The organism is Clostridium lamae, from assembly GCF_033043255.1.
Classification (GTDB): domain Bacteria; phylum Bacillota; class Clostridia; order Clostridiales; family Clostridiaceae; genus Clostridium; species Clostridium lamae.
Window position 1 is genome coordinate 14,810 of record NZ_JASCQJ010000032.1, and the last position, 25,412, is coordinate 40,221.

Annotated in this window: 21 protein-coding genes; 2 read left to right on the forward strand and 19 right to left on the reverse strand. The window is 29.4% G+C overall.

Features of this window, described 5'->3' with window-relative positions:
- Position 1 precedes the first annotated feature (1 nt).
- The 3 genes from QK892_RS13600 to QK892_RS13610 form a co-directional block, all read right to left on the reverse strand.
- Complete coding sequence (locus tag QK892_RS13600; RefSeq protein WP_317274085.1) at positions 2–856, reverse strand: carbohydrate ABC transporter permease; 855 nt, start codon at positions 854–856, stop codon at positions 2–4.
- Between the two features lies 1 nt (position 857).
- Complete coding sequence (locus QK892_RS13605) at positions 858–1,820, reverse strand: carbohydrate ABC transporter permease (RefSeq protein ID WP_317274086.1); 963 nt, start codon at positions 1,818–1,820, stop codon at positions 858–860.
- A gap of 88 nt (positions 1,821–1,908) precedes the next feature.
- Positions 1,909–3,162: an extracellular solute-binding protein gene (locus tag QK892_RS13610; protein WP_317274087.1), complete on the reverse strand. Its 1,254-nt coding sequence runs from the start codon at positions 3,160–3,162 to the stop codon at positions 1,909–1,911.
- A 380-nt stretch (positions 3,163–3,542) separates the two neighbouring features.
- Between QK892_RS13610 and QK892_RS13615 the strand changes: the two genes are divergently transcribed.
- Positions 3,543–4,436 (forward strand): ArsR/SmtB family transcription factor, encoded by an 894-nt coding sequence (locus QK892_RS13615; RefSeq protein WP_317274088.1) that lies wholly within the window; start codon positions 3,543–3,545, stop codon positions 4,434–4,436.
- Between the two features lie 168 nt (positions 4,437–4,604).
- Here the strand turns inward: QK892_RS13615 and tpiA are convergent, their stop codons facing one another.
- From tpiA to QK892_RS13680, 13 genes are all read right to left on the reverse strand, one after another.
- Positions 4,605–5,351, reverse strand: a complete 747-nt coding sequence (gene tpiA, locus QK892_RS13620) for a triose-phosphate isomerase (protein WP_317274089.1) — start codon at positions 5,349–5,351, stop codon at positions 4,605–4,607.
- Between the two features lie 313 nt (positions 5,352–5,664).
- Positions 5,665–6,843, reverse strand: coding sequence for a phosphoglycerate kinase (locus tag QK892_RS13625; RefSeq protein WP_317274090.1), 1,179 nt, complete (start codon positions 6,841–6,843; stop codon positions 5,665–5,667).
- 142 nt (positions 6,844–6,985) lie between these two features.
- Positions 6,986–7,984, reverse strand: coding sequence for a type I glyceraldehyde-3-phosphate dehydrogenase (gap, locus tag QK892_RS13630; RefSeq protein WP_317274091.1), 999 nt, complete (start codon positions 7,982–7,984; stop codon positions 6,986–6,988).
- Between the two features lie 53 nt (positions 7,985–8,037).
- On the reverse strand, positions 8,038–9,075 hold the full coding sequence (locus QK892_RS13635; protein ID WP_317274092.1) for a sugar-binding transcriptional regulator: 1,038 nt from the start codon (positions 9,073–9,075) through the stop codon (positions 8,038–8,040).
- A 205-nt stretch (positions 9,076–9,280) separates the two neighbouring features.
- Positions 9,281–10,663, reverse strand: a complete 1,383-nt coding sequence (gene rpoN, locus QK892_RS13640) for an RNA polymerase factor sigma-54 (RefSeq protein WP_317274093.1) — start codon at positions 10,661–10,663, stop codon at positions 9,281–9,283.
- 186 nt (positions 10,664–10,849) lie between these two features.
- Positions 10,850–11,686 (reverse strand): DegV family protein, encoded by an 837-nt coding sequence (locus QK892_RS13645; protein ID WP_317274094.1) that lies wholly within the window; start codon positions 11,684–11,686, stop codon positions 10,850–10,852.
- A 15-nt stretch (positions 11,687–11,701) separates the two neighbouring features.
- On the reverse strand, positions 11,702–12,163 hold the full coding sequence (locus tag QK892_RS13650) for a tRNA (cytidine(34)-2'-O)-methyltransferase (protein ID WP_317274095.1): 462 nt from the start codon (positions 12,161–12,163) through the stop codon (positions 11,702–11,704).
- Positions 12,164–12,287: 124 nt separating this feature from the next.
- The gene (gene splB / locus QK892_RS13655) at positions 12,288–13,292 is read right to left on the reverse strand and encodes a spore photoproduct lyase (protein WP_317274096.1); all 1,005 of its coding nucleotides are present in this window, start codon (positions 13,290–13,292) and stop codon (positions 12,288–12,290) included.
- A gap of 52 nt (positions 13,293–13,344) precedes the next feature.
- Positions 13,345–14,181, reverse strand: a complete 837-nt coding sequence (locus QK892_RS13660) for a Cof-type HAD-IIB family hydrolase (protein WP_317274097.1) — start codon at positions 14,179–14,181, stop codon at positions 13,345–13,347.
- A 129-nt stretch (positions 14,182–14,310) separates the two neighbouring features.
- Positions 14,311–15,777, reverse strand: a complete 1,467-nt coding sequence (locus tag QK892_RS13665) for a VanW family protein (protein ID WP_317274098.1) — start codon at positions 15,775–15,777, stop codon at positions 14,311–14,313.
- A 207-nt stretch (positions 15,778–15,984) separates the two neighbouring features.
- Complete coding sequence (locus QK892_RS13670; RefSeq protein WP_317274099.1) at positions 15,985–16,926, reverse strand: glycoside hydrolase family 25 protein; 942 nt, start codon at positions 16,924–16,926, stop codon at positions 15,985–15,987.
- Positions 16,927–16,993: 67 nt separating this feature from the next.
- Complete coding sequence (locus QK892_RS13675) at positions 16,994–18,583, reverse strand: sensor histidine kinase (RefSeq protein ID WP_317274100.1); 1,590 nt, start codon at positions 18,581–18,583, stop codon at positions 16,994–16,996.
- Positions 18,573–19,286: a response regulator transcription factor gene (locus QK892_RS13680; protein ID WP_317274101.1), complete on the reverse strand. Its 714-nt coding sequence runs from the start codon at positions 19,284–19,286 to the stop codon at positions 18,573–18,575. The genes QK892_RS13675 and QK892_RS13680 overlap by 11 nt, the downstream gene beginning before the upstream one ends.
- A gap of 298 nt (positions 19,287–19,584) precedes the next feature.
- Between QK892_RS13680 and QK892_RS13685 the strand changes: the two genes are divergently transcribed.
- Entirely contained in the window at positions 19,585–20,604 is a 1,020-nt protein-coding gene (locus QK892_RS13685) for an IS1/IS1595 family N-terminal zinc-binding domain-containing protein (RefSeq protein WP_317274102.1), read from the forward strand.
- A gap of 204 nt (positions 20,605–20,808) precedes the next feature.
- Here the strand turns inward: QK892_RS13685 and QK892_RS13690 are convergent, their stop codons facing one another.
- The 3 genes from QK892_RS13690 to QK892_RS13700 all read right to left on the reverse strand — a co-directional run bounded on the left by QK892_RS13690 (position 20,809) and on the right by QK892_RS13700 (position 25,222).
- Positions 20,809–22,011, reverse strand: a complete 1,203-nt coding sequence (locus QK892_RS13690) for an MFS transporter (RefSeq protein ID WP_317274103.1) — start codon at positions 22,009–22,011, stop codon at positions 20,809–20,811.
- Between the two features lie 94 nt (positions 22,012–22,105).
- Positions 22,106–24,205, reverse strand: a complete 2,100-nt coding sequence (locus QK892_RS13695; protein WP_317274104.1) for a sodium-translocating pyrophosphatase — start codon at positions 24,203–24,205, stop codon at positions 22,106–22,108.
- A gap of 111 nt (positions 24,206–24,316) precedes the next feature.
- Positions 24,317–25,222, reverse strand: coding sequence for a D-alanine--D-alanine ligase (locus tag QK892_RS13700; protein ID WP_317274105.1), 906 nt, complete (start codon positions 25,220–25,222; stop codon positions 24,317–24,319).
- Positions 25,223–25,412 lie beyond the last annotated feature (190 nt).

The following is a 25,412-nucleotide window of genomic DNA, read 5'->3' on the forward strand; positions in this document are numbered from 1 at the left end:
TCTAGCCTTTAACTCCTGATTGTAAAGACAATCCTTCCATAAAATATTTTTGTGCTACTAGATATAAAATTAGTGTAGGTAACATCGCTAATATTGTTACCGCCATTAAGTGAGCTACTTTTATGCTATAACCAGCCTGCAAAGTTCTTAAACCTGCTGTTAATGTCAGTTTATGAGTATCATTCATAATGATCGTTGGCCATAAGAAATCATTCCAAGAACCTGTAAATGAGAATAATCCAACTATTATTAATATAGGCTTACATAATGGTAATATAATCTTAGTATAAATTTTCAATGAACCTGCACCATCAACTCTAGCTGATTCATCGTACTCTTTTGGAATTCCCATCATAAATTGTCTTATTAAAAATATATTAACTACGCCTCCAAGCCCAGGGAAAATCAACGCCCATACTGTATTTACCCAATTCAAACTATCCATTATTTTATATAATGGAATCAAATTTACAATAGATGGAAACATCATTGTCATTAGCAAAAAACTAAAAATAGTATTTTTGCCTTTAAAGTTTAATCTTGAATATGCATAAGCTGACATTGAACTAATTATTATCGCTAAAATAGTATGAGATATAGAAACAAAAAGGGAATTAGAAAACCACTTAATTATAGGCGTAACAGTTGTATCTGATAATACATCAATATAATTTTCAACTACCCATTTTGCAGGTAAGATGCTAAATCCAATTGTTTGTACTTCTACCTCTGACTTAAATGATGTTAAAAGGGTCCAAACTAATGGTACAATCCAAACTATAGCGAGTACTAAAATTAATAAAAAGCATGCTATTTTTTTATAATTAAACTTTTTTTTCTTAATCTTTCGCTCCATATTATCTCCCTCCTTCATTTACGCTATAGGTAGCATTAGCAAATTTCTTATTCAATTTTTTATTCATCTTTCTTTGTTTTTTTTCTAAGGCTGCATCATCATCCTTTGACAAAATAGCTTGTAAAATACAAATAAATAAAATGCAAATACCAAGCAATACAGCCATTGCTGAAGCCATGCCTGCTAATGAATTTCCTTGTCCAAATCCTAATTCTCTAATGTACATTAATAAAACTCTATTGGCACCATTGGGGCCACCATTATTAAACATTAAAGGTTGTCCATATATATTAAATTGTGCGATTGTTGTCATAACTAACGTATATAAAATTTGATTTTTTATTGATGGTAAAGTAATTTTAAAAAACTGTTTAACATGTCCCGCTCCATCTATAGAAGCCGCTTCATAATAATCCTTTGAAACACTTGCAATAGCTGCTTGATAAATTACCATATTACCACCAATACACCACCAAACAGTTATAATAACTAATGCTATCCAATACCAAGGGAATGTGCTTCCCCAATTTATATCTAAATTAGTAATATTATTAACTAATCCAAATGTTTTATTAAACATAAAATTCCACGCTAACATTACAGCTGAAATTGAAAGTAATCCTGGAACATAAAATACAGATTGAAAAAATTTATAGCCTTTAGGCTTATTATTTAGAAGTACAGCAAATAATAACGGAATTATAATGCAGAAAGGAATTGTTAAAACTGAAAATATAAATGTATTTTTTAAACCATTCCAAAATTGTTCATAAAAAATTGATTCGCTATTTAGTAATATTTCATAATAATTCTTAAAACCTACCCATTGGGGATCTGTATATATATCCCATTTAGTAAATGAAACATATATACCAACTACGGCTGGAATTAAGAAGAATAGAAGAAAAAGAACTAGATGTGGTGCTATAAATGAATATGCAGCTAGATTCCTCTTTTTACTCATATTTACCTCCTATATAGTATTTTTGTTTAGAACCTTTGGCTATAATATCAGCCAAAGATTCTAAACATATAATTATTTATACCACTAACTATTGTGCCATTTGAATTTTTTCGCTAGCTTCTTTTTGCATAGCCGCTGCAGCATCTTCTGGAGTCATTCTTCCAAAAGCAGCTTCAAACACTACCTTATCTAAAGCTTCTACAGCATTTCCATAGTATTTATAATCATATAATTTCAATTTACTTGAATCTTCTAATACAAATGCTTGTGGCATTGCTTTGAATTCTTCATTTTCTCTAATTGCATAATTTGCTGGTACTTGTCCTGCTTTAGCCCATTCTAAACTATTTTCGCCGATCCAATTTACAAATTCCATAATTCCCTTTGCTTTTTCATCTGTCATTTCTTCATTTTTAAGCATTACGAACTGGTGTGAAGAACTCCAATCCTTTTGATTATTCGCATCCATAGTTACCATATGAGTCATTCCCCAATTTATATCTATACCAGCAAGAGAATTTTGCATCCATATTCCTTCTGGCCAGAATACTAATTGACCTGATCTAAATAATTGTCCTGGATCATCGCCATCTTGTGTAGCTATTTTATCTTTTACTAAGCTATCTAACTCAGTAAATATTTCTATAGCTTCTGGTGAATCAAGGTTAACTTCTGTTCCATTTGTTGTAATATCACCATTTATTTGAGCTAAGAAAGATAAATATTGAATTCTCATCCATGTTAGTCCAAAAGCTGCTATATTATCAGCAGATGATTTTTTCCCAACTTCTTTTACTTCATCAAGAGTTATAACTCCATCATCTAATACATTAGGACCATATTTCTCTAAAAGATCTTTATTATAGTAAGTTGCAAGTGAATGTACATCTAGAGGTATGCTATATTGTTGATTATTTATAGTCCCCATTGCCCAAGCATTTTCAACATAATTAGCTTCTTTAACAACATCACTAGATTCTATATATTGATTTAATGGTTGTAGTAAATCCTTTTCTGCAAATAGAGCAAGTCTTTCAGCATGAACTATGGTTACGTCTGGTACATCCTTACCTGAGCCAACAACTGTAGGTATTTTTGTATACATATCATCTGCTTCTATAGGCATATGTTTTACTTTATATTCGGGATTTGTTTTATTATAATCATCTATCATTTTAGTCATATTCTCTCCATCAGCTCCAGTAAAAACTGACCAAAATACTATTTCTTTGTTCCCTCCAGAACTACCACCAGATGAGGTTTCTTCTGAATTACCACAAGATACTAAACCAAATGACAAAATTCCAGCTAAAATAATACTTAAAACTTTTTTCCTTTTCATAAAATCCTCCCCCTTTTAAAACAAAATTTTTGTTTATTTCCAGATTTATTATATCATCCAAGTTATACGATTACAATATAATTTTGTAAGTTTTTTCTATTTTTTCACTTCATTTACTCCTATTTCTATATTTTTTATAGATTTTTTAAGTATTTATAGCATTATTTTAGTTTAATTTATTTTTTAGGGTTCATTGATAACTATATTCATTACAAAATTTCTGTTTTAATTCATTTGTTAAATTTAAATCTATATGGTATAATTTATATGGATTTATTTAATATATTTTCAACAAATTATAATTCTTATATAATATTTTGCAATTAGAAAGGAACTATAAAATGAAAAGTTTATCTGTAAATTTTAATGATATCGATAAAATGGCCTCTTACGCTAAAGCCCTATCATCAGAAGATAGAATAAAAATTTTAAAAATAACTGCTAATAGCAATCCTACAGTAAATGAACTTGCTGAAGCACTAGCAATCCCTATTTCAACTACCGCAATGCATGTAAAGGTTTTGGAAGAATGCGGTCTTATATTAACAAGGTTAGAACCCGCTGTAAGAGGTACAAAAAAAGTTTGTTTCAGAAATGTAGATGATATTTTTATAGATTTAAACCTTCAATCAGAAGAAAATAAACACAGATGCCATTATATAAACATGCCAATAGGAGCTTATGTTGACTGTCATATTAATGGAACCTGTGGTATGGCAAACGAAAATTCTCATATTGGAATTTTAGATAATCCTCAAACTTTCTATTATCCAGATCGTTACACCGCACAAATTATTTGGTTTGAAAGCGGATTCTTAGAATATAGATTTCCATTAGATGTATTATCTTTTGGAGAATTAACTAGTTTTGATTTATCTTTTGAATGTTGCTCCGAAGCACCTTCTTACAACTCATACTGGCCTTCTGATATAACAGTATGGATGAACGATGTAGAACTACACACTTGGACATCTCCAGGAGATTTTGGAGGAAGAACCGGAAAGCTGAATCCATCATGGTGGCCTCACAGTTCTAGTCAATACGGGATATTAAGATCTTATAAAATAGATAATAGCGGGACATACTGTGATGAAATGTTAGTTTCCTCCGTTTCTTTAAAAGATATCGATATAGCTAAAGCACCATACTTAACAGTAAAAATAGGAATAAAAGAAGATGCAGAGAATTCAAGAGGTATAAATCTTTTCGGAGAAAAATTTGGAGATTATTCTCAATCGATTTTATTAGGAATTGAATACAATTCTAAAATATAAACAAAACGTAATTAAAGAATGAAAAAATTCTTTAATTACGTTTTCTTTATTTAAATAAAATCAATAAATTCTACATATTTTATAAATACTAATTTGTACTTTAATAAAAAGAGTTATGTATTTATTAACAAAGTTAACATTACACAACTCTTTCGTAAGTTTATATTATTAGTAATTAACTATTTGTGAGAAATCAGCTGCTACTAAGCTAGCACCACCAACTAATGCACCGTCTATGTCAGACATAGCCATTTGATCTTTAATAGTATTTGGTTTAACTGATCCACCGTATTGAATTCTAACTTTATTAGCTACTTCTTCTCCAAACATTTCAGCAACTATATTTCTAATAGCTTTTATTGTATCGTTAGCTTGCTCATTAGTAGCAGTTTTACCTGTTCCAATTGCCCAGATTGGTTCATAAGCAATTACAACCTTTTCAGCTAATTCTTTTGATAATCCTTCTAAATCAGCTTTAATTTGAGCTCCAACAACTTCATTAGTTGTTCCATTTTCTCTTTGCTCTAAAGTTTCTCCACAGCAAAGAATTGGAGTTAAATTGTGAGCAAATGCAGCCTTAACTTTCTTATTTAAAGCTTCATCAGTTTCATTGAAGTATTCTCTTCTTTCACTATGTCCTAATACAACATAGCTAACTCCCATAGCTTCTAACATTCCTGGAGCAACTTCACCAGTGAAAGCTCCTTTTTCTTCAAAGTGCATGTTTTGAGCAGCAACTTTAATATTTGATCCGTGAGCTGCTTTTAATACAGCATCTAAACAAACAAAAGTAGGACATACTACAACATCACATGTAGCATTAGCTACTAATGGTTTTAATTCTTCTACAACTTTTACAGCTTCTGCTGGAGTATAATGCATCTTCCAGTTTCCAGCTATTATTGGTTTTCTCATTTAAAATCACCTCTTATTTTTAATGGGAAGAATGAAAGAGTGAAAGAATGAAAAAATTAAGGTAGTTATTCAGCTAAAGTTGAATAATTATCTTTTTTATTTTCTTAATCCAGCTTTGTCTGGATTATTTCCATAATTCTTTCATTTATATTTAAAAGTTCACCTTTTAAATATAACTTTCATTTTTCATTCTTTAATTTCATAGTACAGCTAAGCTGGACTATCTCCTTAATTCTTTCATTCTAGTTAAAAGTGCAACTTTTAACTAGAATTTTCATTTCTTCATTTTTTCATTAAACAAATAAGATTTATATTATTTGTTGTTAAGTGCTTCTATTCCTGGTAAAGCCTTACCTTCTAAGAATTCTAGAGAAGCTCCACCACCTGTTGAGATGTGAGTCATTTTATCTCCAAATCCTAAGATATTAACAGCTGCAGCTGAGTCTCCTCCACCGATAACTGTTGTAGCATCTGCATCAGCCATAGCCTTAGCAACTGCGATTGTTCCTTTATTGAAGTTTTCGAATTCGAATACTCCCATTGGTCCGTTCCATATAACTGTTTTAGCATCTTTAATTGCATCTGCATATAATGTTTCAGTTTTAGGTCCGATATCTAATCCCATACTTCCTGCTGGTATGTTTTGATCTTCAGTAACTACAGGCTCTACATCTTTGAATTCTGTAGAAACTCTGTGGTCAACTGGTAATAAGAATTTAACTCCCTTTGCAGCTGCCTTTTCAATCATTTCTTTAGCGTATTCAATTCTATCTGCTTCTACTAAAGATGATCCTACTTCATATCCTTGAGCCTTTAAGAATGTATAAGCCATTCCACCACCGATAATTAATGTATCAACTTTTTCTAATAAATTATTGATAACAGCTATCTTATCTGAAACTTTAGCTCCACCTAATATAGCAACGAATGGTCTAACTGGATTATTAACAGCTTCACCTAAGAATTTTAATTCTTTTTGAATTAAGTATCCACATACAGCTGTATCTAAGAATTCAGTAACACCAACTGTTGAACAGTGAGCTCTGTGAGCTGTACCAAATGCATCATTTACAAATATATCAGCTAAAGAAGCTAATTCTTTTGAGAATTCTTCTACATTCTTAGTTTCTTCTTTTCTGCATCTTGTATTTTCTAATAATACAACATCGCCATCTTTCATAGCTTCTACAGCTGCTTTAGCATTTGCACCTACAACTTCTTCATCTCTTGCAAATACTACTTCTTTGTTTAGCATTTCACTTAATCTCTTAGCAACTGGAGCTAATGATTTAGATGCATCTTTTCCTAAGTGTGAACAAAGGATAACTCTTGCACCATTATTTATTAAGTAATTGATAGTTGGTAATGCACCATTTAATCTGTTTTCATCAGTTATAACTCCATCATTTAGTGGAACATTGAAGTCACATCTTACTAAAACCTTTTTACCTTTAACGTCTATATCTTCGATAGTTTTCTTATTAAAGCTCATTGATTTCACCTCTTAATTTATTTTTATATTTATAAAAACAGAAATTATTTGCTTAATTTAAAATTGGCCTGGCCTCATAGATTTTCTATAAAACCAGACCAAATTTTTATTACTTAAATTAAAATATTTACTTAACTTTTAATTATCTAGTTACGAAGTATTTTAAAGTTCTGATTAATTGGTTAGTGTATGACATTTCATTGTCGTACCAAGCAGCAACTTTAACTAATTGATCATCACCAACAGTCATAACTTTTGTTTGAGTTGCATCAAATAATGAACCAAAAGTGATTCCGATTACGTCTGATGAAACTATTTCATCTTCAGTGTAACCAAATGATTCGTTAGCAGCAGCCTTCATAGCAGCGTTGATTTCTTCTACTGTAGCTTTCTTATCTAAAGTTACAACTAATTCAGTTAATGAACCAGTAACAACTGGAACTCTTTGAGCACCACCATCTAATTTTCCTTTTAATTCTGGAATAACTAAACCAATTGCTTTAGCAGCTCCAGTTGAATTAGGAACGATGTTAGCAGCAGCAGCTCTACCTCTTCTTAAATCATTTTTGCCGTGAGGACCATCTAATGTGTTTTGATCATTAGTGTAAGCGTGGATAGTTGTCATAAATCCTTTTTGGATTCCGAACTTATCGTTTAATACTTTAGCCATTGGAGCTAAACAGTTTGTAGTACATGAAGCACCTGAAATTACTGTTTCAGTACCATCTAATATATCATTATTTACATTGAATACAACTGTCTTTAAATCTCCAGTTGCAGGAGCTGAAATAACAACTTTCTTAGCACCAGCTTGTAAGTGTAAGCCTGCTTTTTCTTGAGAAGTAAAGAATCCAGTACATTCTAAAACTACGTCAACATTTAATTCTTTCCATGGTAAGTCAGCAGGATTTCTTTCTGCAGTAACTTTAATTTCTTTTCCGTTAACTACGAAAGCTCCTTCTTTAACTTCGATTTCTCCATTGAATCTTCCTTGTGAAGAATCATATTTGAATAAGTGAGCTAAAGTCTTAGCATCAGTTAAGTCGTTGATTGCTACCACGTTAAATTCTGGGTTTTCAATCATTAATCTTAATGCTAATCTTCCTATTCTACCAAAACCATTAATTGCTACATTTACCATTTGCAATTACCTCCTAAAAAATAGTTATATTTAAAATTTTAAAAATTTTAAGCTTATTTATTGTGTTCTTTAATATATTCCACAATACTTCTGCCAGCTGCTTCATCTGTTACTAAAATCGCATTATGATTATTCATCATAGTAGCAATAATAGCATCAACTTTATTTTCCCCAGCTGCCACAGCAATATGTGTGTTAATTTTTCTTGCTTCATTAATATTTATTCCAATAGAAGTATTTTCTGATACTACATGGGAATCTTTATTAAAATAACATCCAAAAGCTTCACCAACAGCTCCAAGAGCTTTTAATTTATCATACTCTTCTTTTGAAACATCTCTTTTTTCAGCCATAACCAAAGCTTCACCAATACCATATATTAATATATCTGCTTTATGGATATTGTCTATTACTTCTTTTATTTCTCTCTCCTTTAATAAGGTATCTAAAAGATTTAAGCTAAGATTTTCTGGAATATGAAGCAATTTATAAGAACCATTTATTTTTTGCGCTAAAAGCGCTGCTAATGTATTTGCTTGTATTTCAACCTTTCTTCCCATACCACCTCTTGCAGGTACTACTAGTATATTTGAAAGGTTATTTATTTTTGGTACAGCTTCTACAAATTCTTTAATAGTATTTCCGCCTGTTATAGCTATTATGTTATTATTTTTTACTATTGCTTTCAAACAATTTGCTGTAGCCTTACCTATTTCCTTTAGTATAGTCTTATTTTTCTTTACATCTCCAGGAACAATTATTACATCTTTTAATCCAAGGAAAGATTTTATATTTTTTTCAATATCTGATAATCCTTTTATCTCATGAATAAAATCTTTAAGTCTATCTACAACTTCTTTTCCTTCTTCAGTTACTGTCATACCCGGAGTATTTATTTCAATTAAATTTTGAGTTTTTAAGAAATTAATCTCATTTCTCACTATTCTCTCACCAAGATCTAATTGATTTGCTAAGACACGTCTTCCAATAGGCTGATGGTAATATATAGTTCTAAGAATACTATATCTTTTATCTAGGAGCTCTACAAGTTCAGGAACTACTTTTTTTTGTAAAGACAATATTTCCTGCACAGTCACCCCTCCTTTGGTCTAAAAAAGTCCCACGTATTATTAAAACGTCCCACATTTATTATTATAAAACACTTCTATAGATTTTAAAAGCATTTTCTTTAAAAATTCCCAAAAAATTTTACAAAATTTTATCATATTACCTCTAAAGAGGAAAGTTATTATATATTAAATTTAACATTAATAACTTTCCTCTTTTATATATCTTTTATTCTATTCTTCTTCTCTTACTAGAAGATTTTATTCCAATCTCTTCTCTATACTTAGCAACTGTTCTTCTTGATATATTTAAATTATTTCTATTTAAACAGTCACATATAACTTGATCTGATAAAGGTTTTCTCTTATCTTCTTCATCTATCATTTCCTTTATTTGCTTTTTGATATTAACTACTGCTACTTCTTCACCATCACCTTTATCTAAGCTTAACCCTGTTGTAAATAATTCCTTTATTTTAATAGTACCAAAACTAGTTAATATATACTTATCCTTAATAGCTCTACTAACTGTAGATTCATGAATTCCTATCATTTCTGCCATTTCCTTTAATGTCATTGGCTTTAAATATTTTTCACCTTTATCAAAATAATCTCTTTGATTTTCTATTACCTTTTCCAATATTTTTAGCAAAGTACTCTTTCTTTGTTCAATACTTTTTATCAGGAACATTGCACTATTTAATTTTTCTTTTACATAGTTTTCAGTATTCCTATCTTCCTTATTATTTAGAATATCTTTATATATATTACTAATAGAGAGCCTAGGTATTACACCTTCATTCATAATAACAAAATATTCACCATCAATTTTTCTAATAGCTGCATCTGGTATGATGTATTTAACTTCATCACCAGTATAAAATCCTCTTGATGGTTTTGGTTCTAATTTTTTTATTATATCTCCTAAATCCTGAGCCTCTTTAGGTGTAATTTTCAAGTTTCTTGCTATTATATTAAACTTATTGTCTGCGATTAAATCTAGATATTCATCAATAATCATTTCTAAATTTTCATCCAATACTCCCTTTTTTATCAGTTGTATCTTTAAGCATTCTTTTAAATCTCTAGCTCCTATTCCATCAGGTTCTAACTCTTGAAGTATCTCTAAAGCCTCTTCTCCTAACTCTATTTCTATATTAAGCTCTTTACATATCTCATCTAAAGGCATGTCCAAATATCCCTTGCTATCTAAATTTTCTATCATATACGACACAATTGCCTTCTTATATTCATCTTCCTCACTTTCAATTAATTGCTCCTGCAAATACTCAGTAAGAGATTCCTTATTTGAAATAAAATTAAAAGGAGATACATCATCCTCTTTATTATACTCTCTATAACTTTGAGATCCATAATTGTCAAACTCTAGATACTTGATCATTTCTTTATAATCAATTTTATCTTCATACTTTTTATCTTCTTGAACAAAATCAAAATCCCCTTCAAGAATAGGATTTTCTAAAAATTCATTTTCTATATACTCTCTTAAGTCATATGTTGACATTTGAAGAAGCTTTATCGAAAGCTGCATTTGCTGAGTCATTATTAACTTTTGTTCTTGAGCAAGATTTAAATTAAAATCTAATTTCATATGTATCACCTTCATTCAATAAAATACAACTTTTACTCTTAACACTACTCATCTTTATTAATAGTATAAGCTTATAGTAAACGTTATATCAAGTGCGAAAGGTCCTTTTATTCAATTAATTCTCAATAATAAAAAAATAAGAGATTATTTTTTAATCTCTTATTGTTATAAATTTATAATTCCATATTATTTATTTATAAAAAATAATCCACATGCTCCTAATCCAGAATGAATACCAACAGAACATCCTGGTGTAGTTTCTATATATCTAATTTCATTTTCATCTAAATATTTTTTAAGTTCGCTTTTAACTTCAGGGCTCTCTATTTCAATTAATATAACTGGCTCATTTTTATCCACATCAGCACTTTCAAATTCTGAAATTATCTTCCTAATTACTTTTTTGTTACCTCTAACTTTATCTTTAGCAACCATCATACCATCTTCAAAACCTATTATTACCCTAAGTCCTAAAGCAGTTCCTATAACACCTGCTGTCTTTGAAATTCTTCCGCCTCTAACAAGATTTTCTAAAGATTCAAAGCACAATGATGCATTCATTTTAGGTATCATTTTCTCAATTTCTGTTTTTATTTTTTCTGGACTAAAGCCCTTATCTCTAAACTCACATGCTTTTAAGACAAACAAACCCTGTGCCGACGTTATAACTTGTGTATCTATTATAGTTATATCATCAGAACCAATAATATCTTTTGCAATACATGCTGAATTATATGTTCCACTCATATTTGAAGACATAAGTACTGCTACAACTTTATATCCTTCATCTAAAGCATTTCTAAAGTATTCCTCAAATCTATTTGGTGTAATCTGTGCAGTAGTTGGTAAAATTTCCTCTTTTTCAATTTTATCCAACATTTCTTTTAAATTAATTTCTTCTTTATCTTTATAACTTTTATCTCCAAAATTAATTAATACAGATAAAATATCAATATTATTCTTTTTAATTAATTCTTCTGGAAGATCTAAACAGCTATCTGTCAAAATTTTGATTTTTTCCATTTTTATTCCCCCTAATTATTTCATTTCAGGAAAACCAATCTGTCTTAACGCTTCATAGGCAATTATTGCTACTGTATTAGAAAGATTTAAGCTTCTAGTGCTAGTTTTTATCATAGGAACTCTTATTCCTTCATGGGCATTGTGTACCTCTTCTGGAACACCTGCTGATTCTCTACCAAACATTATAAAATCTCCTTCTTTAAAGGAAACTTCATCATAGTGCTCTCCACCATGAGTTGTTGCTAAAAATATTCTTTTATCTCCATATTTTTTTATAAACTCTTCATAACTTTCATGCATTTCAAGTTTTAGTTCACTCCAATAGTCTAAGCCAGCTCTCTTAACTTGTTTATCATCTATCTTAAACTTCATTGGTTTAATTAAATGTAATGTTGAATTAGTTAAAACACAAGTTCTTGCAATGTTACCTGTATTTTGTGGGATTTCCGGTTGATATAAAACTATATTTAAATTCATTTTAATGACCTCCAACAAAAAAGTAAGATATAAAAATCTTACTTATTTAACACCATAATAAAAATAATACTATATCAAAACCCATTAGTCAAAGCCATTTATGCTTTATTGTGATAATATTTTATTAAACAATATATAAAATACTATTTTTCCCAAAATCACTGTTTATCCTATCTGTAAAAAACTCTTTTACTTCTTTCATATCTTCATCTTTATATATATATTTACCATACCCAAACTGCCCATACTTGAACTTTCTATCTTCTTCGTTCATTGGTAATGTAGAATCTTTATAAATAGTAAGTATATTATTTTTTGCTCTTTCTGTATATCTATGAGTTATTATTTCAAAAGTTATTTTTTCACCATTAAATTCTGCCTTTACTTTATCTAATAATTTATTATAATCTTCTTTCCAACCTTCATATATAAATACAGGAGCTACTAAGAATCCTACACTATATCCATCTACTTTTACTTTTTTTGCAGCCTCTATTCTTTTATCTGCACTATCAGTTCCATGTTCGTATTTTCTAATTATTTCTTGTGCATTTATACTAAATCTTATTTCTGTATGGTTATTGTGATTTAAACCTATAAATGGATCTACATCTGAATATTTACTAACAAATCTAAATGCTGTATGGTCATTTTGACCAAAAGCTTCTATTGCCCTACTTAATCCATGTGTATATCCTTCAACAGGAATCGGATCTGATGTAGCAGAACCTTCGAATATAGTTACATAAGGTAATCTTTCATTAGCATATTCAAAAGCCTTATTTAAAATATCATCTATATCTACATAAACTTTTACATAAGGTCTTTTTCCAAGTTGGGTATTTAAATAGCAATACTCACACATCCCCATACAGCCACTTACTAACGGTAATTGATAATGTGCCGAAGGTTTACAACTTTGAAATTTTGCATTTCCTTTAACGCCAACCACTAAAGTCCTTTTCCCGTCAAAAAACTTTTTAGCAGCATCATCTTTTGGCCCATTTAATCTTCCTGTTTTATTAACTTCAATTTGTATGCCTTGCTTTTTGAAGTTATTATAGAGTTCTTCTCCTAGTGAAAAATTTAATGCTTTTTCTTCAAATACTACTTTTTGTGGTACAAACATAATATCACCTCTTAGTTATTATGCTTATATATATAATTATCAATACTAGTATTTACACGTTAAAAATTTTCTTTAGGGCATTTGAAACTCCTTCTTCTTTGTTACTATCTGTAATGTAATCTGCTAATGCTTTAACTTGATCTATAGCATTGCCCATTGCAACTCCTAGACCAGCATATTCAATCATTGATATATCATTTTCATTATCACCTATACATACTATTTCTTCTCTTTTTATTCCATAGTAATCAGCTAATGCTTTTACAGCTCTACCTTTTGATACCCCTTTATGATTAATTTCTATACTTCTCGAACCTGCTCCAAAATACACTATATCTTTAAATTCATTTAATTCTTTTTTTAATTTATCAATTTTATCTGGGTCTAAAGAAAATGCTATACACTTAGTAATTTGACCATTAGTTCTTTTAAAGAACTCTTTCCATTCTTCTAATTTACTTATAATATAATATTTTATTTTTAGATTCTCATATCCTGCTTGCTTAGTCATATATAACTTGGTTCCAAACTTAGTAATTTTATCTCCACAATAAATTCCATCTAATGTGTAAAAATGAAAGAAAAAGTCCATTTTATATAATAATTCAATAAGTTTTATACACACTTCAGTTTTTATAGGATTTTCATATATAACTTTATTACTATGCTTATCCCTAACAATCGCTCCATTAGCAGCAATAACAGGCGATTCTACACCTAAAAGATGTGAATAATAAGCTGCATTATTGTATATTCTTCCAGTAGTAACTACTATTTCAACACCTTTGTTATGTATTTTTTTTATAACTTCCTTACTTTCTTTAGATATTCGTTTCCTTTTACCAAGTAAAGTTCCATCCATATCTATACAAACCATTTTGTATGTCATAAAAAACTCCTTTGCTACCTTAATATATTATATAATATCATTTACAAAAGTATTCTACAATAAACTTAGACTCAAATAAAAACAAAAAACATTTTACAAAAAGTAAAATGTTTTTTGTTATAATTACTATTATTGATTTGGTGTTTGCTCAGCCTCATCAGTAGTTTCTTCATTTGCATTTTCTTGATTTTGAGTATTTTCTTGAGGTTTATTTTCTTCCTTTTTAGGCTCTTCCTTTTTCTTAGTTCCTTTTTTAACGATAGTATCAGTTGTCAAGTACACATCAGTAGCAATGAATTCTCTATCTACTTCAACTCCATTTTCATAAGTAACTTGGTAAGAACTTGCCTTATACCCAGTCATTCCATATGATACTACTTTTTCTGTTCCTACTTCCATAGTAGCATCATCTTCATATTTTTTTGGTGCATTATATGTTTCATGAATTTCATTCACAAGGTCATATGTTTTGTTTCCCATAGCTTCCACATTACCATAGATAGAAAAGTTCACAACTCCTCCACTAACATAACCTTGTATATATATTGGAAAATCGTAAGTATTAACAAACTTATAATCTATTACTCCATTAGCAACCGTAGCATCTAATCCTGGTTCAGAATATGAAACTGTTAATGAGTGGTTCATTCTCTCAGTAGATCTAATATTTGCTCTCATAACAGCTCTATATAAAGTTGTTGATACTTGACAAATACCACCACCATAATCAGGCACTATTTTATTTCCTATATACGTATTAGCCTTTTCATATCCTTTATCCGGAGTTGTATCTCCTATTAAAGCATTATAGCTGAACTCTTCTCCAGGCATAACTATAGTTCCATTAATTGTTTCAGCAGCTATTTCCATATTTCTAACTCTACCATCACCAGTGTTAGTATAATTACTACTATAACTACTAATTCTTCCAGTTATCTTTTCTAAATCAGCTGATTTAATATTAGCTTCTTGTTCCTTTAATTCAAAAGTAAGTTCTACCTCTTTACTTGGATCTCCATTAATATTTTCAATTAATTTATTGTGAAGTTCATTTTTATCTATAGTTTTACCTGATTCTTCTGGAGTTATTGTAATATTTCCTGAGTTTATATTTATAGATGCATTTTTAGGTTCAACATTAATTTCCTCTAAAACCTTATCTTCAAAAGCTATCAAAGCTTCTTCATCATATTTTATTTCGGCACCTAATTCTATTGTCTTATCTCCCTTTATTAAAGAGTTTCTTGCAAATAATCCTTTGTCTTTTCCATATTCAAGCGCTTCATCTACTATTCCTTGTACATCATAAGTAGGATTTAAAGTATCATAAGTTAATTCTATGCTCTTTTCTCCTACTATAACCTTTAGCTTCTTGTCCATAATAACACTTGGTAATTTTTCTTCTAATAAAGCTGTAGCTTCATCTTTATTTAATCCACCTATATTTACACCATATACATTAATTTGGGGATATATTTTGTTTTCCCACGCTGTAACTTTCTTGTTAATTGAAAAGACATATCCTATAATTCCTATAATAACTAATACAAGTACAGTTGCTGCGATAATTAATGTATTTTTATTTATTTTTTTCACCTTCCCCACTCCTCTCTAACTAAGCTTAATATTTCATATGTCATTCATTATTATTATATTATATTTTTTCAATAAAATTAACATAAATATATTAACATTATTTAATTTATTATCAAGAAATATTAACCATAACTTACATATTTATAAAAAAGTATGGAAACTCCATAATATTTTTCAATAATGGAATTTCCATCTATAATACAATACTTATACAACAACTTTGCTTCTTACTTGAGAAGTTTCACCATCATAATCAAAGGCTTCTATCGATATTGTAACTGGTACATTTGTCTTAACAGGTAACTGAGATAATCTTATTTCAAAGCTAGTATCAGCCTTATCAACAGTACCAATCCAGTAACCATTTTCAAAGATATTATATCCTAAAAGGTCTGAGTCAGTGTTTTTACTCCAACTAACCTTTAGAACCCCTCCTTGTTTTACTGCATTTAAGTTTCTGACTTGTTTTGGTTGAGTCAAAAGGTCTATACTATCTGGCCCCCAGTTTGCATCTACAGGATTTCCAACACCTCGAACTGTTGCACTTTCACTATATTGCCATATTCTCCATCTTTTCCACCCTCCTAAATCTGGTGGATATGGAGGATTCGTTGGTATGCTAGTGTACATAGCAACCCATAATGGCATACTCTTTAATGGTTGACTTCCATTAGGTAACTTAAAATCACCGTAAAGTTCAATGAAAAATGTACCTGTATATAACATTAATCTTCTTCTTGTTTTTTTCTCAAAACATTTTCTAAATCTTTCTACCCAGTCTACCAGTGCTTTTGTACTTATTTTATTATCTACAGGAGCTTCTACATCAACTACTGGGAATAAATCTCCATAGTTTTTATTTCCAAATCCCTCCTGTAATATGTTAATAAAATCATTACATTGTGAATCAGCAGTTGTTAAATCGTAAGAAGGAATTGCATAATGATATGCACCAACTGGTATTCCATATCTTCTTGCTTCTTTTGCATACTCTAAAAACTTTTTATCTACTCTAAACCTTCCAGATCCAGAACCTGAAGATCTTAGATATAAAAAGTCAATAGTCCTTGCTAAGGTTTCAAAATTTACATTTTGAGTGTACTCATTTATGTCTATCCCGAAAGTACTGTTAGGATTTTTATTTTGCATTTTTCCTCCAAGAAAAATAATCTCTTTACTAGTTTATTAACTATCTTCTTAAAGGTTACTTCATTATTTAAATAGTTGTTTTTAACTTTATATAAAAACTTATCTCATTACCTATACACTCAGCCCATATATCACCATCATGTAGTTTCACTATATTTTTAGATATTGCAAGACCAAGTCCACTACCTTTAGTATTAGAATTTCTAGCCTCGTCTACTCTATAGAATCTATCAAATAATCTTTCAACCTTTTCTTTAGGAATATTCTCCCCATTATTTTTTATTTGAATAGTAACAAATCCATTATTTTCAAATGTGGATACTATTACTCTACCAGGTTTAAATGAATATTTAATAGCATTAGAGAATAAATTTTCAAACACCCTAACCATTTTACTTGCATCTATTTCTACGATAGATCTTTCATCTACAAATTTTTTAATTACTTCTATCTCATTTTCTTCGAATATAGGTATATACTCTTCTATAATTTGAGATAAAAATTCAACTATATTCACCTTATTATTTTCTAAAATAATACCTTGATTATTTATTTTAGTATATTCAAACAAGTCTTCTATTAGTTCTTTTAATTGATTCGATTTGTTAAAGGCAATATTTAAATATTCCTTCATCATTGCTTCGTCTTCATATTTCCCCTCTTTAATCAATCCGATATACCCCATTACCGAAGTTAGAGGAGTTCTTAAATCATGAGAGACATTTGTTATAAGCTCACTTTTGGTTTTTTCTGATCTTCTTTCAGCTTCCATTCTACTTTGAATTTCAGAAGCCATATTATTAATATCCTCAGCTAAATTTTTAATTTCATCCTTACCCCTTTCATCTACTCTATAAGATAAGTCTCCACTTGAAATTATTTTGACTCCTGAAGCGATTTCTTCTATGTACTTCATTTTCTTATTAGTTACTATTATGAATATAGAAATAAATACAATTACCGATAAGATAAGTGCTAAAAATGAATTTGTATCAGTATAATAATCATATGAAATATATGGTGTCGGAGTTTCATAATATACCAGATACGCTCTCTCTCCACTTATATTTATTGGGTAAATATAAGTTCTTTCTGCACCTTCCTCTTGAATAGTATTACTTCGATCTAAAATAGTATATATATCTAAACTATCTTGGACATCTCCATTTATCTTAAAGAGAATTTTTCCATCTAGATCAGTTAAATATATCTTAGCCCTTCCGTCATCATATCTATCGAGAACAGACATTATTCCTTCTTCATCTTCTAGACCATTTATTCTAGATGACTCATCTTCACTTTCGTAGTAATTATTTTCTGAACTTAGTTCCTTAGCAATAGAATTTGCCTTTACTTGAATAGAGTCTGAGTCATATTGAATACTCGTAATAGTCTTATTTTCAGAAAGCATTTTATTAGCAAAGCCATAAAATAAAAATGCTGCTACAAAACATATTAAAAAAACTACCATAAGCTCAAATCTAATACTTTTTTCTATATTTCTAAATATCCATTCTAGAAATCCCCTAATCTTATATCCAAATTTTGAATTATAAAATTTATAAAATATCTTAAGAAAAAAATTTTTTAACCTTTGTAAAAGCCCTCTTTTCTCTTCATTAACCTTTTTCTTCTTTTCTTTTTTTCTACCTATCAATTTTATATCCTACCCCCCATACAGTTTTAATATATTTAGGTTTTCTAGGATCTTGCTCTATTTTTTCCCTAACCTTTCTTATATGTACCATAACTGTATTATCAGATTGCATAAAATCTTGCTTCCAAACACTATTATATATATTCTCTATACTAAATACCTTTCCCCTATTTCCTCCAAGTAAAACTAATATATCAAACTCCGTTGGAGTAAGTTTTATTTCTACTCCATCTTTGAATATTTCATGAGTTTCTAAATTAATAGTCAATTCATCAATTTCTAGAATATTATCTTCCTTTCCTTGATTTTCTAGTTGAAAAGTAGTTTTATTAAATTTTTTATATCTCCTAAGTTGAGATTTAACTCTTGCTACTAATTCTAATGGATTAAAAGGTTTTGTTAAATAATCATCTGCCCCAGTATTTAATCCTAAAATTTTATCCATATCTTCAGACTTAGCAGAAAGCATAATTATAGGCATTTCTCTTTCTTCTCTGATCTTCATACAAGCTTCTATTCCATTGACCTTTGGCATCATTATGTCTAAAATTATTAAATCTATATCATTTTTATCTAAAGCCTTTATTGCTTCTTCTCCATTTTCAGCCTTTACTGTTTCATATCCTTCACCTTTTAAATATATATCTATTAAATCTCTTATTTCTTTTTCATCATCAACTATTAAAATCGTTTCTTTGCTCATAATATCCACTCCCTTTCAGCTATAAGATTAGTTTACCATACTCTAAACTTTTATCTATATTGTAGTTAAAATATCTTAATAATAAAGCTGAAAAATCCTTAAAAAAATCTTAAATAAACTTATCAATAACAATATGCTCGTTTTTCCTCTTTGCTCTAGCATATTACCCAACTAAAAATACTCATAATGTGTTTTAAAAAATTGTTGTTTTACATAGTAAATTTTTTTTTAATAGGTTAGATTTTATTATTTATGTCTAAAATTTAAATAATAACTTTATATAAAAGGAGTCTAGCATATGAAACATTTATTAAATCTAAATGAAGTTGATAATGACTTTATAGAAAATAAATTTGAAATACTAAAAGAATATGAAAATAACTTAATATTATTTGATATTATAAAAGATATGGAAATTAATAGTTGTCCTCACTGTAAAGAAACAAAATTTATAAAGTACGGTAAATACAGGGGAATTCAGAGGTTTAGATGCACAAATTTAAACTGTAGAAAAACATTTTCCCCAAAAACCAACACCTTACTTTATAATTCAAAAAAGCCTCTTGAACTTTGGATTAAATTTTTAATATTAATGAACAACGGCAAATCACTTAGGGAATGTTCATGCATTTTAAATATTAACCTAGCTACTGCATTTTTTTGGAGACATAAAATCTTAATTTCTCATATAAAGAATAATGATAATATACTTAAAAATTACGTAGAAATAAGCAAAATAATACTTAAAGAGAATTTTAAGGGTAATAGATCCGCTAAATTTCAACAAAAAGAAAATATATTTATTGCTTGTGGAATAGATAGCAATAATACAATTATTTCAAAACCTATCAGTAGATATACTATTTCTTTATCAGCAATTAATAAAAACTTTTCTCAAAATATTGATAATCAGTCAATTGTTGCAGCTTACAATGACAGATATCTAGAAATATATGCAAGAAAACATAATTCCTCTTCATTACCAATATCAAGAAAGAAAATATTATCTTTAGTTCAACAATTAATCAATAATAAAGTTATAAATAAAATGTCAGATGAGCTTATTACAATAAATGAATATCTTCAACATAAAAATATATTTATTCACAAGTTTTCTCTTAAAATAAGGAAATGGCTAAAAAGATTTAGAGGAGTTGCAACAAAGTATTTAGAGAACTATCTGAATTGGCATATTATAGAATTTAGAAATAATTATGAAACATTCTTAATTGATCAAATAAAACTATTTAAAGAAGAATTTCTTGAATCAAATTATATTAAAATCAAAGACTTGTCCAACTATAAAATAGTGTATTAACACACTATTTCCAACAATTATTTAAAACAAAACATGATATATTCTATGAATGATATTATTTATATATACAATGCTAGAATGCCGGACTTTTTAATCACAGCATTCTTATTAACTATACAGTTTTTTCATTAGCTAACTTAGTCCGTATGTATACTTAAAATTTTATATTCATTTTTTCTATATCTATAAAAAAGTTTTTGCGTCTTATCCAATTAATTTATTAACTTTTGATCTTCTAATGAAAATATTAATAATAATCACTAAAATTAGTGTTATAGGAAAGATACCTGCTGCCATGATTCCCAATTTAATATTATCATTAAACATAGCGGAAACTGTACCTACAACTGTCGGTCCAATGGAACAACCTATATCTCCTGCTAATGCTAAGAAAGCAAACATCATTGTTCCACCTCCTTTTATTTTTGAAGAAGCCATGCTAAATGTTCCTGGCCAAAGAAGACCAACTGAAAAGCCACATATACCACTTCCTATAAGAGAAAACACCGGCCAAGGTGACATTGAAATAATTAGATAACTAAGAATACAAAGTACTCCACTGTAAATCATAGATTTTTCTAGATTAATTTTCCCTCCAAATTTACCATATATAACTCTTGATATTCCCATCATTATTGCAAAAAACATAGGTCCTGATAAATCTCCTATAGTCTTATTAACACCAAGTCCCTTTTCTGCAAATGTAGATGCCCATTGGCTAACTGATTGTTCGCTTGCTCCTGCGCATATCATTAATACTACCATTATCCAAAAAACCTTATTTGAAATAATTTCTTTTATTTTCAATCCACTTTCTCCGTCTTTAATCAAATGAGAAATAGGTACTTTCATAAAGAATAATGCATTACTTATTGGAACTATAGCCCAAAATATCGCAAGCCATTTCCAATTGGATATTCCAAAGATAGTAAAAAATATTGTTGATATTAATACAACCCCTACATGTCCCCAACAATAGAAAGAATGTAAAAGACTCATCGCAGTTTCTTTATTATCTGTTGGGCAAGCTTCTACAATTGGACTTATAAGTACTTCAAGTAACCCTCCACCAATAGCATAAATCATTACTGCAATTAATAATCCAATAAAAGGATCACTAAAAAATTCTGGTAGTAAAGTTAGTAATATAAGACCACCCGCTGATGTAATATGAGCTATAACAACTGATGCTTTATAACCAATTTTATCTATAAATCCTGCTGATAATAAATCTATTAATAATTGTATTGCAAAATTAAATGTAATTAAAAAAGTTATTTTTGAAATAGGTATATTATATGTTGATTGAAAAGTTAAAAACAATAAAGGAACAAAGTTATTAATTATTGCTTGTACGACATAACCTATAAATGAGGCGTACATAGTATGTTTATAATTAAATTTCAAAACAATTCTCCATTCTATAAAAAATACATATTATCTTATGATTTATTTTGAAATAGTATTTCAATCAATAAGATAATATGTATTTTAGTTTTTTCTATAATGCTCCAAAAGCAAGTATTAGAGCACCAAATACTATTGATACCATTGACATTAATTTTATTAATATATTTATTGATGGTCCAGTTGTATCCTTAAATGGATCACCTACTGTGTCACCAACTACTGCTGCTTTATGACAGTCTGATCCCTTACCTCCAAGAACTCCTGATTCAATATATTTCTTAGCATTGTCCCAAGCTCCACCTGAGTTTGACATCATGATTGCCATTGCAAATCCTGTTACTGTTGAGCCTGCAAGTAATCCTGCTACACCATTTGGTCCTAGAATTAATCCTACAATTACAGGAGTTGCTATTGCAATTATAGCTATTACTACAAGTTCTTTTTGAGAGGATCTTGTACAAATATCTACACAAGCTTCATAGTCTGGTTCTCCTTTGCCTTCCATAAGCCCTGGAATTTCTTTAAACTGTCTTCTCACTTCTACAACTATCTTTGAAGCGGCTCGTCCAACAGCATCCATAGTCTTTGCTGAAAATAAGAACGTTACCATTCCTCCTATAAATAATCCTATAAGTACTTGTGGATTTAATATAGATAAATTAAATTCGAAGCTATATTCTCCACCTTTAACTATATTCTCAATTGAATCCTTATATGCAGCTATAAATGCAAGCGCTGTAAGTGCAGCTGAACCTATAGCAAAACCTTTTCCTGTTGCTGCAGTTGTATTTCCTAAAGAATCTAAAGCATCTGTTCTTTTTCTAACTTCTGGAGCTTGATTAGACATTTCCGCAATTCCCCCTGCATTATCTGCAATTGGTCCATAAGCATCTGTTGCAAGTGTAATTCCTAATGTAGATAACATTCCAACAGCTGAAATAGCTATTCCATATAGGCCTAAATTAAAGTCATTAGCTCCACCAGATAAATTAAAACTTATTAATACTGATATAGCTACTATTATAACTGGAATTGCTGTCGATACCATTCCAAGAGAAAGTCCCCCTATTATGATAGTCGCTGGTCCTGTTTTGCTCATATCAGCTAAATTTTTAGTAGGCTTATAGTTATCTGAAGTATAATATTCTGTAAAGAATCCTATTAAAATACCTGCAATAAGTCCTGATAAAATACTAAAATATACTCCTACATTTTCTGATCCTAATAGATACCTTACAATAAAGAATGAACCTATAGCTACAATTATTGAAGAAATATAAGTACCTCTTCTTAACGCACTTAAAAGATTCTTTTGACTTGCATCTTCCTTTGCATTAACAAAGAATGTGGAGAAAATTGAAGCTATAACTCCTAATGTAGCAACTAATAAAGGAACTGCTACTCCATTCGATGATAACCCTGCTGCTACTGCTAGAGCGCAAGAAGAAACTAATGATCCTACATATGATTCATAGAGGTCAGCTCCCATACCAGCTACATCCCCAACATTATCTCCAACATTATCTGCGATAACCGCTGGATTTCTTGGATCATCTTCTGGAATACCCACTTCTACTTTTCCTACTAGGTCAGCCCCTACATCTGCCGCTTTTGTAAAAATACCGCCACCAACTCTTGCAAATAATGCCATTGATGAAGCCCCAATACCGAATGTTAATATATTGGTTGTAATTTGAACTAATTTTTCTGCTTCCGCTAGATCACTATAATACCAATCTAAGGCCATATACCCCAAAGAAATATATAATAATCCTAATGATACTACAACTATACCTATTATTGAACCACTTTTAAAAGAAATTTTTAATGCTCCGTTTAAACTCTTTTTAGCAGCTGTAGTAGTTCTTGAGTTTGCATTTGTTGCGACCTTCATACCTATAAACCCACTGAGTCCAGATAAGAAACCTCCAATAATAAAAGAAAAAGGTACAAATATTGAAACAAATCCAAAAAAGCTCATAACTAAAAATATAAGGAACATCAATACAAAAAATACTCCTACCCCTTTATATTGCCTCCTTAAATACGCATTTGCCCCTTTTCTAATCTTTGCAGAAATGCTCCTTACTTTTTCATCGCCTTCATCTGCTTTCATAACTACACTTGCTTGATAAGCAGAAAAAAGTAAACCCAAAATAGATCCTAGTAAAACTAAAAAAATAAAATTCACATAAATTCCTCCCATCTATATAAAATAAATTTTACTTTATAATATACGTTCAAAAATTATAGGAAATTACTCTAGTTTCTCCATTTTTTATCTTAGGTTTACTTAATATTGCTATTTATTTTTTTTTAGAGAATACTCTATTATCATATCTATAAATTCTGGATAATTTATACCCTTTTCTCCAGCACTTTGTGGGAAAAGGCTAGTTGATGTCATACCAGGTAAAGTATTTACTTCTAATACATATGGTACACCATCTTCAGTTATTATCATATCAATTCTAGAATAAACTGAACACTTTAATGCCTTATAGGTATCTAACGCCATCTTCTTGACTTCTTCATATATAGAATGTTCTAAATCTATAGCATAATGCTCTGCACCATTTGCTGAATATTTTTGTTCATAATCATAAAAATCAGTTTTAGCTTTTATAGCAAGTACTGGGAATAATTCATTATCAAATACAGGACATGTAATTTCATCTCCCTTTATGAATTCTTCAATCATAACTTCTTTATCCCACTTTAACCCTTCTACAACTGCTGGTTCAACGTCTTCTTTTTTAGTTATTTTAAAAGTAGCAACACTTGACCCCCCATTTGTAGGTTTTATAAATACTGGATATCCCATTTCTTCTATTGCATCATAATCTATTTCATCTACTGAAGAAACATTTAACCATCTTGCAGTTCTAATTCCTTTAGCTTTTAATACACTTTTAGTTAAATCTTTATCCATGCAAAGAGAACTACTTAATGTATCACAACCTGAATAAGGAATCCCTAGAGTATCTAGTACTGCTTGAACTGTTCCATCTTCACCAAACTTACCATGTAAAGCAAGTAAGGCAAAATCTAAGTCTTTAACTTTTTCTAATAATTCTTCTTTACTATCTATAACAACTGGAACAACTTCATACTTTTCTTTATTAATATGTTGCATCATTGAATTTCCACTACTTAATGATACTTCTCTTTCTGAAGATATTCCTCCCATTAGTACTCCAACTTTCATAATAATCCTCCAATATTGAATAAATTTTGATTTGTTTTTTACTTAATTATATCACTATATAGATTATGATTAAAGTTTAAAAGAGTGTAAAATAGAAAAGAAAAAACTCCCTTTAGTATAATCCCCTTATGGTAGACAAATATAAAAAGACCTTTATAATTAGGTTAAATATTTGTTTATTATAAGGGGG